Below are 17,098 nucleotides of genomic sequence, written 5' to 3'. Positions count from 1 at the left end.
TACTTAACAGACCGATATCAACGATACCCAGTGGCCGTTAATGTTCAGGCTTACCATTCTTCTCCCACATCGCGCGCACTTCTTTTGGTGATGGTGGCGGAAATTTAACGCCTTGGTCGATAAGGTGTTGCTTAATTTTCATCACCCAGGGGTAATTAATGCTATCGGGCGCGATGATGCCATCTTCAAGAGGTTCATATACACTCCACGCTAGATCTGAACCAGTATCATCGTAAATATAGGGATCTGCGCCTTTAAGTAAGAAAAAATAGGCTAGTTCATACTTCATGATATACGTTGGGTACAGCGCACTATTTTTACCACTGCGATCCTTAAGATTAACATCGGCGCCATATTCCAATAGGGTATTGATGTTGCCCCAATTCTCACCACCTATTGCATTAAACATTGCAGGTTTTCCATTCCTATCAATAGAATTGGGGTTGCCTCCCGCGGCAAGCAACATTTTTAGCCATTCAGGTGCATAATCACGCGCCACAAAGGTGACTGGATTATCACCATTGGGTTGTTTAAAATTGGCGTCTGCACCCAAATCCAGTGCCCGTTGTGTCGCTTTTAAGTCATTTGTTTGGGTAATTAACCACAACAACGGCGTGATATCCTCATCGCCTAACACATTAAGATCAACACCTTCTGCAATAAGCTGCTTGGCGGTGCTAATATCGTTTTTTTGGATACTTTTTAGTAACTGCACCATCTTTGGTTCAAAAAATTGTTCTGCTTTCATGTTTGCGCCTCCATTAGCGCCAGCCCTAGCATTAGGTAAAAAATCACAAGCCACCAAAAAGCCCAATAGTAGCGATAATACAAGGGTAGATGTTCGTTTAAATGCCATTATTGCCCCCAATGGTATTGTGTTAGCGTGCTGATATCTTGTTTCTTTTGTGCTTCGATTCCGGCAATCACAGCTGGCATTAAATGGCGGGTGACAGGGCTACCACCGTCAATGCTTTCAAGTGCACGCATGTTCCCCGGCGCCTCAGGCATGTCTCCTTTACTTAGCAACCCAGCACTAATGAGGGCGCCAATTCCAGCCCCTACGTTGCCTCCAAGCGCCCCTCCAACTCCTGAAACTAATCCTGTGACGATGGCAGTTCGTTTACTTTGCAACATAGTAAGTACTTCACCATCAACCGCTTGAGTCTGGATTAATTGACTGATTTTCTCTATTTTAAGTCCACCTGCACGCTTAACTGTCTCTGGGTGTAACCCCGCAGAATTAAAGCTATAACCTTTAATGCCCGTCACCCCAACTCCACTGGCTGCCAGTCCGCCCCCCAAGGAGTGGCCAACAATATCAATCTCTTTACCTAAAGAACGTTTAACCTCTAGGGCTAATTCCATTGCCTGATCATACTGCATTGTCTGCTTGCCAACACCTTGAGCACCATTCGTGCTCCAATCTTTCCACCCTGTTACCCCGTTATTGGTGCCTCGATAGGTGAGCATGGTGGCATCATTGATCTCTGATTTAAATAACGCCGCACCAAAGCCTGTTTCCTTGTCCATTAATACTGCATTTTCTAACCCAGGAATAGTCTTGGTATCAAGCAACTCCAGCCCTACTGGCGCTTCTGGCAGCGGGTATTGTTCAGGATCACGCAAGTTTTCATCGACTCTGTAGACATAATCTGCAGCTTCCGCGCGGAGAATACTGTCATTATTAAAAGCCAACCTTTCACTGGCGGCCTTCACTTGAGGCTGATCCGCAGTGGATTTAACCAGTTTTTTACGTGCCTCGTAACGTGCTTTTCGCTGTTTAACTGTGGTGACAACAGAGTCAAAGGTAATGAACTGATTTGCAGGCTCTCCCCACTTAATCGCAGCTAGAATCGGCATCGGCGCCATTGCCAATAATGGCGTATTATCCTTAACAGCCTTTTCACCACACTTATGGGTCGGTGACTTATAGGGCGTATCACCAATGAACACATCACCAGAACCAGCAGCAACTGAACCACCACACCCAATGGCATCACCGACACGAGAAGCCGGTTTACCATTTATAGATACATTCGATGAACCAGCAGAAATGCTACGCCCGTGAATACCATGGGGCATATGTGGACAAGGACAAGCATGCAGTAACACCGTGTCACCTTGACGTGCAGCTGGCATGCCATTAACACTGACATCACCACTGCCTGCCACAATGGGCGTTGCAGGGAAGCATCCATGCCCTGCACAACTATCCCCTAAACGCGCCGCTTTTGGCATAAGAGTTCCTTAACGCCTATCCGCTGTTTCAGGTATCGAAGGTTTCATGGGCTCTTCAGGCTTAACCGCTTTAGGCGCTGTCCCTGTTCCAGGAGAACCGCCCTCATTAATCTTCACCTTGTTGCCAGAAATAGTCACCCCGCCACTGTCAATCTTAATAAAGCCGCCAGGACCCTTGATCGTTAGCTCTTCGCCCGCCTCAAGCACGATTTTACTCGCCTTTAAATAACTCTCATTTTCGACTTTTATCTGTTGGTTCGCGCCAATAATCTTCTCTTCAGAGGCGGCAATGGTCGTCTGACTCCCGCCATCTATTTGAGTAATAATACCGCCGCCGATATAGCGCTTCACCATGCCAATAACGCGGTGAACAAAGTTACGACCCACAAGAAGTTGATGATCACGCCCTACTTGGGCAATCTCATCTTGACCTATGGTGGTGTGACGATGCTGTTTCACTAACTCAAACTGGTCATGATCAACCGTAATATGTTGATCAAACCCTATCTCTTCTCGGTGAATATTCTTAATCACAACATCCATGTCTTTCTGCCCATGAACATATATTTGCTCACGACTGGCCTCATCTTCAAAACGTAACTCATTAAAGCCTTCGGCTTTATGGGATTGCGTTTTAATCACAGTGCGCGTTTTATGATTAGGCAAGATATAAGGGGTAACATTCGTGGAATGAAAAGAGCGACCAGTAATAATCGGTTGATCAGGATCCCCCTCCAAAAAACTCACGATGACTTCATGACCGATACGTGGCACCGCCATCATGCCGTATTGTCCACCAGCCCAGCCTTGGCTCACTCGGATCCAGCAACTAGAAAGCTCGTTACTCTCGCCGTATCGATCCCAAGGAAATTGTACTTTTACCCGGCCAAATTCATCGCAGAATATCTCTTCATTCTTGGGGCCAACCACCATCGCCATCTGCGGGCCAGTGACCAAAGGTTTGCTATTGGGCTCCGCCTGCCAAGGATTACTGGCAGGAATGGCATGAAATTGATTGTTGTATCGAGTTGGCTTTTGAGTATTAGCCTCTTCTGCCGCCGCTCCTTGTTCGCCCGTGTGTTCAACTGAGGTTAGAATCCAGTCACGGTTGAGCGCTGCATCGTTATGATCGATGAGATCGAATTTATACCCTGATATCGCCTGCATGATATTACTTTGACCCGATGCTTCCTGAGCATCTCGACGCAGGTATTCTTGGCGCACTTGAGTAATAGGAACCCCTGTGGTGTCGTCTTTATAACGGCCGGGGTAATCAAAGTGCTCATAATCTGGCTTCTGGAATTTAAGCTCTTGGCCTGTGCTGCTTTGTAAAAAGCTATATTGCGGTTTCTTAAAGCTGTAATCTTTTAAACTGACACTGGCAGACTTTATCTGATGTTGGTAACTAAATTGATTTACAAAGGCATTATCCGCCACACCACCACTAAGCGCATTATAGGGAAACGGACTTTTTAGTGCGCTCAACTTACTGGTGCTGTCACAAAAAATCAGCGTATGCACATCTTGGGTGTGTTCAAAATAGTAAAACAGTCCCACTTCAGCAGCTAAGCGGCTGATAAACTCAAAATCCGTTTCACTGTATTGCACACAGTACTCACGCACTTCAGACTCAAATCGCGCATCACAACTAAACGCATAATCACTGATCCCCATCTCATTTAACAAGGTCGAGATGATGACAAGTACATTTTGCTGTTGAAAGATTCGACTGTTTTTTCTTAACTTTAAACGAGATAAGGCAGGGACTAAGGTAATGTTATATTGGGTATGCTGATGACCACTGTCGCCTTTACTGAACTGGCTCACGATACCGTGTACGCAGCGCTCGACACTGTCATCTTGAGTCCAAGTCATTAAGCCCGTTTGATCAACAATCGCCTCAGGCGTTAGGTTATCAAGCCGACTTAATAAACTCAGTTTCACTTCAAAGGGAGTTGATAAGCGCTCGACAAAATGAAAATCGAGGAGGTCAAAACTGTCTAAGTCTAAGCTTTGCGCTTTAAAATGAAACCGCAATCCGGAGCCTAAAAGCGCCATGCCAATATCCTTATCTAAATGGGGTTAACCTCCATCATTCCAATGAAGGTAAAATCATAGGGAAATACATTCCATTCAATGTGTTTACCTATGATTTTTTTATTGATAAAACCGTTATTGATTAGTCGACTCGGCTGTTGCTATAGCCTTAATGTAAGCGGGGAACTTTGAGCAGCCCCCCGCTTGTATGATTTACAACATATTACGAGTTGTTAAACTCTTTACGCTGCAACAGGCTTACGCCAATCATCAGAACCTGACGTACCCGCCGTCACATGGTCCCAATCAATCTTACGGTACGCCATTGAAACCGTCAGCAGCTGCGTAAAATCGCCTTTGCTTGGATCTTGACAATGTGGCATATGGCACTGGATATCGATGATCGTTGCGCCTTCGAGCTTAGTGGTGAAGTAATGCTCCTGCTTGCCTTCAATTGATGTGCGGTACCACTTAAGTTCCACTTCAGTGATTTTCTCACCTGATGCCAAAGAGTTGTACATCAAAGGCACAGCTTTGTTTAACGCCACGGTAAACTTAAATGGCTTATGCACACGCTGACCTGAAGGTTGACCCGATTGCGGATCAGTAGGGACGGTAACAATATGATCAAACTCTTGGACCATCATCTCATCTTCATGGCCTTCAATAAAAATATCACCGACAGAATCAGCAGTGAATGCGCCTGCTGTGATGTGTCCTTGGGTTTGACCTGTGATTGAAATAAAACAAGGTGTTGGCATGGGAAATTCCTTTTAAATAGTCGAATTAGTAAAGTTAAATGGGTTTATTCGTAAACCTAAATATGAACTAGCAGTTATCATGCCAAAACGTAACACACTGACTTTAAAAGTTTTTTATTTGAGAGTAAACAATCTGGGCAACATATGGCCCGAAGGTGAGCAACATATGGCCCAGCGAGCAATAAGTGGCCCACTGTGCCAAATATCCTAGTGACCCTCTGTTGCTGGGACTCGCTCATTTGTCGCTTGTTGAGCACCAACTTGTGGCAAAACAGCACCAGTCTGTATTGGCGTGTTGTTTTTCAACTGCTGAGTCAATAGCGTCCGCTTTATCAGTAATGCCTTCAGATGATTATTTAACTGACCAAGCTCAATTTCAGCCCGTACATACTCCTTCGCTTCTAACAGATCCTCAACGTAGTAAGTTCGACCTAAAATAGGAGACAAGCTGCTGGCATACTGGGCAAGCACCAATGACTCCTGTTGAACTTTGGCCCGACTACTCGGCAACTCCTTAGCCAGCAAACTTAAGTTAGCCAAGAGGGTTCTTGCATTAGCAAATCGTTGATAATTTTTATCCAACTCAACCAGCAAACTCACTTGCTCAGGATAGATAGACACCAAAGGGGCTTGCTGCGGCAAACTAAACACATCATCAATGCGCTGGGCGACTGAGGGCTCAACCTCAGGAATTAGCTCCGGCTCTTGATAGAGCCATAATGGTAATCTTTCGCTCACCTGCTCATGGTAAATCACCGTTAAATAACTACTCGCGACACAACACACCAGAATGAATGAGCTGATCGCCAACACGGGCCATCGTCTCGCTTTCGCCTTAAGGGTGACTTGGCTACTAGTGAGGTTATTAGGAACAGTGACTTTGTTCGTTTCAAGCAGATCTATCTTTTCAAAGATCAAATATCCCAACACATCTAAATTTGGGACGTGTTGTGGTTGTTTTTGAGTGATTAATTCAAACAACTTCTGACATGAATATTCACAGCGATACCAATCGCGAACATTATCCGAGGTCACGGTCATCTTCTTTATTTCAGGCGTCACTTTGGTGACCGCCCAGTTAATAATCTCGGCAACTTTTTCATTGGGAAGCTGCGTTAATTCAGCAGAATAAGAGACCACTGACAACATCAACTCTAAACCGGAGGCGAGTCCACTCACACCGCGGGTCTTAGAGGCTGCGGTAACAAAATAAGCAGAGGTCAGTAAATCGGCTCCCAATCCCGATGAAATCTGCTCAGCTAATTGATGTACTTTTTCCCAATCGGTTCCGCCACTCAAGGGATTATTACGTCGATTTATCTCGACTCTCATTTGCTGATAAGCGGCAGTATTTCTCAGTTTGATGAGATCTGAAGCTAGGTTAAAACATTCAAGTTTACGACTCGTGTTGTGCATTAAGGCATCACCAACAAACAACGTATGGCGTTGTTTTCCATTACATAAAAAACAGGGGGAAGCCCCCTGTCATCAATTAATACAAAGTTTTAGGAATTTCAAAGCTACTCAGTAACTTGCTCGTGAATGGGTTCACATTATCCCGAGTTCGTAAACGGTAAGTCACATCACCTTTATCAACTTCAAACTGATAATCGATACTGGTTGAGCTACTACCCGACATTCTTGCGCTGTCTAATAAGCGAAAGAACGCCCAGGGACCTTCGTACATAATAGAGCGGGGTGATGCGTTGGATTCACTCGGCACTAAGGTTAACTTGCTGACTGCAGACTCCCTTAAGGTGTTAGGCCAAACCAGATCGATGCCTCGTTGCGGGCCGTGAGTGTACTCCACAAACTGGCCATCAATGTTCATCACACTTCGGCGTTTATTGGGGCTCATCTGTAATGCTTCTAATGAAAACTCAACATCCAGATTACCTTTAGGATTAAAGAAGGCTTTCTGTATCTGCTGTGCCTGCTTTAGTGATTGCAGCACCTCGTTGCGAACTAAATTGGCATCTCCTTTACTAAATTGATTCAACGCATCAAAGTTCTCTTCGAGAAACATCTTCATCTGGTCGTTATAGAAACGATTTAACGTACCTTGAGGGCCAAAGAAGTTTTGGAAATCATCTATCGACACCTGTTTATTTGAAGCAGGATTAAAAGGATAACGTGACGCTAGACTCTGTTGATACTCTTGATAAACCTCGTTATACCAGCGAACTTCCAAGTGCTTTATTGCGCTTTGCAGTACCACTTTCCAACTCTCGCTGGCTAACTTACCCACCATGGTATCCATAGGTTTAGGTAAATTGGCCGAGATCCTTTCAAGTGCATAAATAGGATCAGCATCATTAAGGGTTAGGCGTTCTTGCGCCGCTTTTAACGCTGCTTTACCCACATCAGGCGCATCTTGTATCGACTTTAGATATGCGTGTAAACGTCCTACAGATTCCATCACCTCATCGAGATAAACAGGTTCGGTACCATCAGCTTTAGTCAGCTGATTTAACACCGTAAAATCGCCATCGATCTTAGCCGCTATCTGGTATTGAGGCGTAACAATAATCTCCGCCATTGCACTTGGGTCATCGGGCATGGAGGGGAAAAGCTCTGTATTTTTGGTTAAGCTATTTAGAATCCGATTAACCGGACGATTACTGATAGCAAAGTTATCGATCACCAACACACCATGGTTAATGTCAGAAAAGTCCTTTAGCTCAAAGTCATTTAACGCTTTGCGCCACGATGACTGATAATCCAAAATGTATTGATTGATGATCTTATTTCTTAAGGCAATCTTATCCGCGTCACTAAAATCGGTTGATTCAGATTGGCCTAACACCCAACTATCAATCAACGCCAGATCGGCGATAGAGTCCGATTGCGGAATGAAATAACGCTCAAAACCTTGCTTACTCAGCAAGCGAGGAATTTTCATCGCATCAGCCCCATCCGTATTGGCTGAACGCTGTTCAAACACCAATTCGTAAGCCGGTCCCGTTGCGAGTTTCAGATCCAAGGCACTGCCAAGTTGTGAAGATGCAGACTGCTTAAGCTGACGATACACGCGCTGCTCTATCGGTAAGCTGCTCAACTCTCTTTGGGTTTTCGAAATCAAGAAATCATAAGGTCTTAACTTGGTTTCAGCTTCTACCGCGCCCGCATCTCGCATCGCCTGAAGATCGGTATGCATGAGCGCATATTCAAGGTGCGCCATCAGTTGCGTTTGCAGTATCCGATCGCCTTCATAAGACTTTTGCCAAGCATCAGTAAAATAGGCTTTTACAAAGTCATCATGACGACCACTTTTATCAACCATCATTCGAAAAACCCTCAAGATGGCAAGTTTTTCATTACTATTGGCTGGCGCATTAGACATATCTGCGGCCACTTGCTTTAACAAGGTCGGTAGATAACGGTATGACAGTAATTTCAGGTAAGTCTCTTCGACTTTAGGGCCAATGGTGTGACCTTGATAGAGTCCAAAATCTGAAATGAACCTCGATTTTTCACGGAAGAAACCAAACTCTAATGTTGCTGTACGTATGGTATTTAGCGGCGGAATAATGCTCTTTCCTAACTGATCAAAACTCGATTGATCATTGAGTTCATTAAACTCAGTCACCTTATTAAGTACCGCATCGGCTTGTTCACTGTTTTGTAAATAATACCGATGCCACGTTCCCACCAACAATACCGAAGCGATAGAACATGCCACAAACGACAACATCATCAAACGTCTTTTCTGCTTAGCCACTTTAAAGTTATCAGAGGCTAAGCCAGCCTCTGGATAGATAACTTTTTGGAACAAGGTATGGATAAAGTAAGGTGTCGAATTATCACTTTTTTGAGCACTGTTAATCGACTCTCTTAATCCATAACGACGAGAAGCACTATCGACATAAGCATTGGTCGGCACTCCTTGTTGGTATACCGAGGTAAAATATACCCCTCGCACTAAAGCTGATGTTGAAAACTGATCACTGGCTAACGCATCAGCAAAAAACTCTTGCAGCACTTGATGAGCACCCGCTATCTGTCTAACAAAGCTATAGATGGCCGCTCGCTCCTCCTTGTCTCGACACTGGAGCAGAGCACGAGGAAGATGCGCATTAATGCGTGTAATAAAGCCGGTGTAATCGACATTGAACTCTTCAATCCAACTATCAAGATCATTGACGGAGTTCAGCGAAAAGGTGAATCCCATGATCTCATCACGCTCGGCCTGATTGTAATGGCGAAAGAAGGGCTCAAAACCCAAAAGAAGATCTAACTTAGTTAAGGTGATATACACAGGCAGACGTGTCGATAACGTCTCCATCAACTCACGTAAACGAGCACGCATCAGATGCGCATAGGCTTTACGGTCTGATGTCGCCGAGCTGACCATATTGGCCATATCAAGGGCAAGTACCACCCCGTTTAATGGACGACGGCTACGTGTTTTATCAAGCCATTCAACAAAGTGCATCCAAAGACGCTTAGTCATATCGCCGTTATTGTTGCCCTCTTCAGTCCGTTGCGTCAGCAGTTCGCCATCGGGATCGATCAGCACTGCATCATCGCTGATCCACCAATCAAACGAATAAGGATTTTCCGTTTTTTGACCCGAAGCTCGCATCACCGATGAAAAGATAAACTTTTGCCCAGAACGATTAATCAAACTCGTTTTACCGGCATTTTCGACCCCAAGCACTAAGTACCAAGGCAAGGCATAAAGGTAGTTTCGGGTGTTGAGACTCTCCTTAAGGCCTAACATCACGTCATTCAGTTCAACTTCCTGACGCTCCAGCCTGCCAATAATTGGATCATCTTTTAGTTGCTGCGACTTCTCATCATCCACATTGTACTGCTTCAATTTACGCCATTGGAACCAGCCCCAAATTGTAAAGCAAGACAATGAAAAAATGATACTGGCGATGATTCTAGAATTTACGCTTGATAAAGGCTTAGCTTCATCGATAACAAGCCAAGGACCTGCCCACCAGATCCCCACATTAATCAAAACAAAAATGGCAACCAACAAAATAGGCAAAGCCGATTTTAGTTCCGGTAATAGCCTGATAAAAAAAGATTTGAGCTTAGACCACATATACTTATTCCCTGTACTTAATCCAGATTTGCTTTTTGTTTTAATCGAGCCATAAGAGTTGGCTCCCAGTCTGCTAAGACCATATGACTTGCTTGCTGATACAAGACTTGGTAATCGATATTAGCCATTGCTGACAGCTGATTACTCTGTTTTAAATCTGCACCAAGCAGACGTAAATAGAATGAATCTCTAGGCTCCGATGCCTGTTGTAGATGCTCATTCAAACTTGTAAAAGCAACAGATAAACCTCCTGACTCGGCGAGTTCAACAACCTCAGCCCTTTTTTGCTCAACACCTTGTCCATTACCTTCAAAGCGGTTGTGTCCATAGCCCTCATCTAACCAAGCACGCGTTTCAGCACTCGCAAAAGGAACGCCTCCTTTAAACGACATGGTTAATAACGTAGGGATACGTTCAATAAATGCCGTGGTATCTTCATATATCGCTTTAGCCCAATCTTCCTGCCCTAGTGCAACCGCGATTTGTGCACTTAAAAAATGACCATCAAGCCAAAAAGGGCTCAAGGTTAAACTCAACTCCACACGTCTGAGTAACGCCATATCCGCGCCTTTTTCTAACTGACTTTGGTACTCACTCACCCTGTCTGGGGGAATTGGCATCAAACTCGTCTCGCCAGCCGCATTCGCATTTTCAGGACCACCGGTGATAGAAAACCAGGTCGCGAATCTGCGGATCCGCAAACTCAGCCCCATGCCGGTCTCAAACTCTGAAATAAAATCAGCAACCTTGAGCAGAGTTTGTTTTGTCGCTTTCTCGCTGCTCGAATCGATCTCTAATTTAGGTGCACTTTTAGATGCTGTACCGTCAATAGACTGAATAGGCGCGCTTTGGGGCGTGGCTGAAACCTTATTGTCATGTCGCTCAAACTGTTGAGTTAACTTTGTGGTTAACAGCGACAACCCATCGGTTGGCAGTGCTAGCTTTTCAGCTGAATCTTGCAAACTGGCTAGTCGACCGAGCAGCAGCTCTTTGCTCTGTGGTTCACAAAATTGCGTGTCTAGACTCTCGCCAGATTTAACCGTGCGTTGCACAATTTGCGAGAAGTACTTACGTCTTGGAAGTACACCACGGGCCCCAGGAGCGGGATAACACGTTTCCCAATACTCCTTCATAAAGGCATCTAAAACCCCAAGGGATAAACTGTATCGGTCCAGACTGGCTTGATACTGAAGGCACTGCATTAAGTAGGTAATTAACTTAAGATCTTTCGTCCGCGTGGCGAGCAGAGTCACCACCGCCGTTTCGACTTCCCCCCACTGCACATCAGCATGAGAAAGAGACCCCACTTTCATTAACTGACCCTCGACGAAATCAAACAGTACATCGTCAAATAGCCGCTCACCGACAGGATTAGCCGTATCAATGGGGTCTGAGATTTTTTTAATATATTGATGCATCATATCGTTACCATCTGCAGGCTTTTTGAAGAGACGTGATGGCTTGCGATAAGCCTGTCCCATCAAACTGCAAGTCATTGAAGACAGCATTATCAGAACGGAATGAGACAGTGTCGCCAGAGAGCATGCTTTTCATCACGTGAATAGCAGGAATACCGCGACCCGTTCTAAACACCAAACCTGAATTATCACTCATCCATAACTGTCCCTGACTGCTGGGTTTATTCACGCCCACCCGTACAGACCCCTCGCTTATCTCCTCGGGGATAATCAGCTCAACACGGCTAATCTCATCGATGCAGCTCAGCATTAAAATCGGCCTTGGCGGGATCGCCCCGATGGCGCTTGCCGTCAGCCATATATTGTTTGGCTTATCCTTTTCAGCCCCAAATAGGAAGTGCGTCTCACCTTGACGAGTGGCTTCGCTCGCATGTGCCCTAATCCACTCAGTACCACGAACTTGGGCCACATCTTCAGTGCTATTGGCAGCTAAAGGCGTCATAAAAGCTTGGTCAAAACAATAAAGCCGCTCAAGTTTGCTCTTAATGAGCACACACGCTTTAGCATCGCTCAGCTGATGCTCCTCTGCGTAACAGCTTGCAGCTGAAAATAGCAGTCCAAACAGGATCCATCCCTTACCCTGTAACATTATTCATTTATCTCCAGCTTTAAACATTTATGAGAAAATGTTCTTTTAGGTAGGCCTAAGCTCATCGCCGCTTTCGTGCGATCGCCTTTAAATCGATTTATCCGAGTACGGATAACATTGCGTTCAAATTGTGCCACTGCCAGCTTCAAGTCGCCGATATCTTCATATTCATACTCATGTTGAACATTGCCTTCCCCAGCACTTAATGACTCTTCAAAAACAGGCAATGCCGGCACATCAATCTCACCGTTCAGGGACGTTAAAGCGCAAGCATATTCAACGACATTTCTCAGTTCACGCACATTACCGGGGTATTGATGCGCTTTTAGTTTGCCTAAGGCTTCAGAACGAATTCCACTGATTTGTGCTTGATTATGGCTATTGAAACGTTCGATAAAATGGTGGATCAGTTTCGGTAAGTCATCCAATCTGTCTTTAAGCTCAGGCACCATGACCGGAAACTGATTTAAGCGGTAATAAAGATCTCGTCTAAACTCACCAGAATTAACTTTCTCTTTTAAATTCACATGCGTTGCTGCCACTAAGCGAAAATCAGAGTGAACCTCAGCGGCTGCGCCCAACGCGCGAAAATGACCCGACTCAAGCACACGTAACAACTTAGATTGTAAGGTCAGCGGCATATCACCAATTTCATCGAGAAAAAGCGTGCCCTTAGAGGCTTGCGCTATCAATCCCTTCTTATTGCTATTGGCCCCTGAAAAAGCACCTTTTTCATATCCAAATAACTCAGACTCAAGTAAGTTTTCAGGGATAGCCGCACAGTTAATCGCCACAAATGGTGCGTTATGACGGCATGAATAATCGTGTACCGCTTTAGCCACCAACTCTTTTCCGGTGCCAGTTTCACCTTGTACCAACACAGATAAAACCGTCCCTGCACCGCGTAAAATATCTCTACGCAGTCTATCCATCCCACTTGATTCACCCACCAGCTCATCAGACAAACGAGCAAGGTTTACTTGTAAGGTCATCTCGTCTCTTATTTCTGCAATCGAATCCGTTAATTGACAGGCTTGGCCAGTTTGATCTGCCACTTTATTTAACCACTGCCAATGGCGGACAAAGACCTCACAATATTGCTGCCACTCCTGACGTTGAAGCACGCTGTCACTCGCCTTCAAGGCAAAACAAAGCAGGCCTAACACATGATTATCTTGCTTCAAAGGGTAGAGAAGTAAGCCTTCATCGCTTTGAATCTCAGATATGAGCGCGGCAAATTCAGGGTTGTCATGCCAATAAGCCAGGCTGTAGTAATCCAACATCATCGGCTTTGCCGTTTGCAGAACATGGGCAAATGGATGCTGAAAATCAGTCACATTCCAGCTTGCTTGACCATCCACCTTCAATAGGCCAGTGTCGTTTGACGCTGACGGCACCAAGTGACGCCCATCAGCTGACGGCTTCAAGAAGAATGAGTCAGACAGGGCTAACTCAACTTCTAAAGTCTGCATAAATTGGTCGATCAAATCATCAACCTGCTTACATTCAAGCAGGCTAGATGTGTGCTGCAGCCATTGCGCCGTGCTCACTAGCTAACCTCTCCCACAAACTCGCCATCCACACAGCCTAAGCGAATGCTTAAAACAGGCTCTTTATCAGCCAGTTTATTGAGTAAAGCCAGGGCTATTGGCGGTAACATCTGTCCATCAATAATCGCTTCTAACATACGGGCACCATTTTCAGTGCGCGTCGTACGTTTGATGATCTCATCGGTGAGTGCCTGTTCACACGTCACCTCAGCCTTGTACCTAAGTTCAAGTCTCTGGATTAACGCCGCTAATTTAGACGCGATAATTTCACGTAATACACTTTCCCCAAGGGGTAAGAAGGGCACGATTTCCATACGAGCTAAGAGCGCAGGTTTAAAGAATTCGGACAATTCAGGGTAAAGACTGTTTTCAATCAACTCAGGGGTTTCAGCGTTATCCACTATCGTTTGATAACCTAAGTTCGAGGTCAAAAAGAAAAGGATATTCTGACAATCAATTAAGCGTCCTTCACCATCGGCCAACTCGCCTTTATCAAATGCTTGATAGAACAGATTCAGCACATCGGGATGGGCTTTTTCGACTTCATCAAGTAGCACAATGGAGTAAGGCATTTTACGAATCGATTCTGTTAATACACCTCCCTCTCCATAACCGACATAGCCAGGAGGTGAGCCGATTAAGCGCGATACAGTGTGCTTTTCTTGATACTCAGACATGTTGATGGTGGTCAAAAATTGTTTGCCACCATAGAGTTGCTCAGCAATTTGAATTACGGTTTCAGTTTTACCTACGCCACTAGGCCCCACCAGTAAAAACGCGCCTTTAGGACGACCCGCTTTACGCAAGTCAGCGCGAGCTGTGAGCATATTTTTATGCAACCGAGATATCGCAATATCCTGCCCTTTAAGCGATTCACCCAGTAGTTGTGGCAGATTGGTGATCTTATGTAGCTCGTCACTGTTCATCTGGTCAACGGGCACGCCAGTCCAATCAGCGATAACAGATGCAATTTGATGCTCGTCCACCTGTGGAATAACCAGTCGATTCTCAACACTTAATAGCTCAAGTTGAGATTCAATGATATTGAGTTCGATGCGCAAAGCCTCAAGATCACTCTCAGCATCATCGGCTAAGATGACGCCTCTTAATTCAATGATTTTATTAACCAAATCTTGCTGTTGTCGCCATGTAAACTCAAGGGTTTCATGTTCTGACATCGCATCAGCGGTTCTTTCTCTTAGCTTCGTCAAATGCTCTTCATCAACCACTTGACCCAGTGAGGCTTGCCTTAATAGCAAGGACATCTCAACTTCTGTTTGATGGATAATCCCTTCAAGCTCAGCAAGGTACCTTGGTGGAGATGTTAAATTGATAGCGATTCTTGCACACGCAGTGTCTAACACATCAATGGCTTTATCCGGCAATTGGCGTCCAGAAAGGTAGCGGTTTGACAAGTGAGCCGCCGCTTTAAGGGCGCAATCTTGGATCAATACTTTATGCTCAGATTCATACACTCCGTGTAAACCACGTAATATAGTCACCGCTTGTTCGGCAGTTGGCTCATCCAACTTAACCAACTGAAAACGACGAGTGAGCGCCGGATCTTTTTCAAAGTATTTTTTGTATTCTTTCCAGGTTGTCGCGCCAATCGTGCGCAGCTCACCACGGGCCAATGCAGGTTTTAAGAGGTTGGCAGCGTCACCACCGCCCTCTTGGTTACCGGCACCAATTAAGGTATGAGCTTCATCGATAAACAAAATAATCGGGATGGCTGAGTGCTTAACTTCGTCGATAACCCCTTTTAAGCGCTTCTCGAATTCGCCTTTAACCGATGCGCCCGCCTGAAGTAGCCCAAGATCGAGTGACAGTAACTGCACTCCCTTTAACGAATCAGGCACTTTATCGGCCACTATGCGCAGTGCGAGCCCTTCAACAACCGCGCTTTTACCCACACCGGCATCGCCGACAACAATGGGATTATTTTTGCGACGACGACAAAGAATATCAATCATCAGATTAATTTCATCATCGCGGCATAGCACAGGATCGAGTTCATTATCTTTAGCAAACTGAGTAAAGTTGGTGGTGAACTTATCTAACGCGCTGTTGGCAGTATCAGTCAAAGGCTGGCGAGTCCCCGAACTCTCTGTTGCTGTTGATTCTGCTGACGCGGAAGTTAACGCAGTAAAGTTCTTGCGCCATGCTTCTCTGTTGATGTCACTGAAAAAATTCACCAACTCAAAAGGCAGGTAACGACTCGATTGCATCAAAGCGGCAAGAAAAATAGTGCCCGATCGCAGCTCTGTTTCTTGTAACTCAGTGGTCGATAACAACCACGCATCTTGCAGCAACTCAACCAACAGCGGTGAAAATGCAGGGTATGTGTCTAAGGTATCCCCTGTTGGTAGGCTATTGCCTAATATTGTTTTGAACTCGTTAACATCACACTCGGAATGCTTAAGCAGCACCTTAACATCGCAAAGCGGGTTTTCTAATAAGCTATACAAGAGGTGAGATAGGGTTATCTCTTCATTTCTTCTGCCAATGCACAATGAAGCCGCTTCTTCCATGGCAAGCTTGGTGATTGGGTTTAACTTGGTAATAAGCGTACTTAATTCAATACGGATCATAAAACGTCCTTAATTTAAGATCTGAAACAGTTGGTCTAACACACCGGCTGATTTATTGGCTAGCGACACCGAATAGAAAATAAAGATCACCGTCAGCATCACAGAGAAGCCTGCGAAGATGGTCCAAATTGGCATCTGTCGACCAATTTGGAACTTGGTATTCACAACGTGATCGGTCGCATTACAGAGCAATTCAGGCTCTTCATCCCTAAGATGCCTTAACGTCTCATAGAGTCGATTTACAATTTTGTCGAACTCTTCACGGCCATTCACCACAACCTTGTAGCGCCCTTCAAAACCTAAACATAAACACAAATAGATAAACTCAAGCAGCTCACGGTAATTTGCAGGTTCAGTTTCGAGTCGTTGTAAAATACTAAAGACTTTTTCGCCGCCCCAGGTTTCATTATGAAAGCGGGTGAGCAATGAATGTTCAGCCCAAACACTGTCCGCTCCCCAAGGCGTATTCATGACAGCTTCATCAATAAAAGAGCACAGCACATAGCGGTACGCTAAGATAATCGCCCGATCATAACCAGATTCGGTGAGCTCAGCTTCAATGGCCGTGATGTCATCAACCGTATTGTGATAAAGCTTTTGTACGTCATCTAAAACCGCCAATTTACGCACTCGAAATACCATGCCCATTAACGGCGTAGCGGCATCGACCAACTGATTAATGTTGTCACCACGTAATTGAAACCAATACTCCTTATCAGCATCAATATTGCGAACTTCATCAAACAAAACGTCATCAAGTTGTTGCTCTGTCAGCGGCTGTTTTTGTGGTTTCATGGT

11 protein-coding genes are annotated in these 17,098 nt (G+C 45.1%); all 11 read right to left on the bottom strand.

Annotated elements, in window-relative coordinates; genetic code table 11:
• Positions 1-37 precede the first annotated feature (37 nt).
• A complete protein-coding gene (locus tag FN961_RS15930; protein WP_144041172.1) occupies positions 38-856 on the bottom strand; it encodes an ankyrin repeat domain-containing protein in 819 nt (272 codons plus the stop codon).
• Positions 856-2,238: a Tle-like phospholipase domain-containing protein gene (locus FN961_RS15925; protein WP_144041171.1), complete on the bottom strand. Its 1,383-nt coding sequence runs from the start codon at positions 2,236-2,238 to the stop codon at positions 856-858. Before FN961_RS15925 ends, FN961_RS15930 begins: the two co-directional genes overlap by 1 nt.
• Positions 2,239-2,247: 9 nt before the next feature.
• The gene (locus FN961_RS15920; protein ID WP_144041170.1) at positions 2,248-4,296 is read right to left on the bottom strand and encodes a type VI secretion system Vgr family protein; all 2,049 of its coding nucleotides are present in this window, start codon (positions 4,294-4,296) and stop codon (positions 2,248-2,250) included.
• 221 nt (positions 4,297-4,517) lie between these two features.
• Positions 4,518-5,036, bottom strand: a complete 519-nt coding sequence (locus tag FN961_RS15915; protein WP_144041169.1) for an Hcp family type VI secretion system effector — start codon at positions 5,034-5,036, stop codon at positions 4,518-4,520.
• 207 nt (positions 5,037-5,243) lie between these two features.
• Positions 5,244-6,452 (bottom strand): type VI secretion system ImpA family N-terminal domain-containing protein, encoded by a 1,209-nt coding sequence (locus FN961_RS15910; protein WP_144041168.1) that lies wholly within the window; start codon positions 6,450-6,452, stop codon positions 5,244-5,246.
• Between the two features lie 76 nt (positions 6,453-6,528).
• Positions 6,529-10,092, bottom strand: a complete 3,564-nt coding sequence (gene tssM / locus FN961_RS15905; protein ID WP_144041167.1) for a type VI secretion system membrane subunit TssM — start codon at positions 10,090-10,092, stop codon at positions 6,529-6,531.
• A 17-nt stretch (positions 10,093-10,109) separates the two neighbouring features.
• Positions 10,110-11,513: a type VI secretion system protein TssA gene (gene tssA / locus FN961_RS15900; protein ID WP_144041166.1), complete on the bottom strand. Its 1,404-nt coding sequence runs from the start codon at positions 11,511-11,513 to the stop codon at positions 10,110-10,112.
• Positions 11,514-11,517: 4 nt separating this feature from the next.
• Entirely contained in the window at positions 11,518-12,159 is a 642-nt protein-coding gene (vasI, locus tag FN961_RS15895; protein WP_144041165.1) for a type VI secretion system-associated protein VasI, read from the bottom strand.
• Complete coding sequence (locus tag FN961_RS15890; protein WP_144041164.1) at positions 12,159-13,709, bottom strand: sigma-54-dependent Fis family transcriptional regulator; 1,551 nt, start codon at positions 13,707-13,709, stop codon at positions 12,159-12,161. Before FN961_RS15890 ends, vasI begins: the two co-directional genes overlap by 1 nt.
• On the bottom strand, positions 13,709-16,300 hold the full coding sequence (tssH, locus tag FN961_RS15885) for a type VI secretion system ATPase TssH (protein ID WP_144041163.1): 2,592 nt from the start codon (positions 16,298-16,300) through the stop codon (positions 13,709-13,711). Before tssH ends, FN961_RS15890 begins: the two co-directional genes overlap by 1 nt.
• Before the next feature lie 9 nt (positions 16,301-16,309).
• The gene (gene icmH, locus FN961_RS15880; protein ID WP_144041162.1) at positions 16,310-17,095 is read right to left on the bottom strand and encodes a type IVB secretion system protein IcmH/DotU; all 786 of its coding nucleotides are present in this window, start codon (positions 17,093-17,095) and stop codon (positions 16,310-16,312) included.
• Between the last annotated feature and the right edge of the window lie 3 nt (positions 17,096-17,098).

This window comes from Shewanella hanedai, from assembly GCF_007197645.1.
GTDB classification, from domain to species: domain Bacteria; phylum Pseudomonadota; class Gammaproteobacteria; order Enterobacterales; family Shewanellaceae; genus Shewanella; species Shewanella hanedai.
Note: the sequence above shows the minus strand (reverse complement) of the source record. Positions and strands in the feature narration are given on the sequence as shown.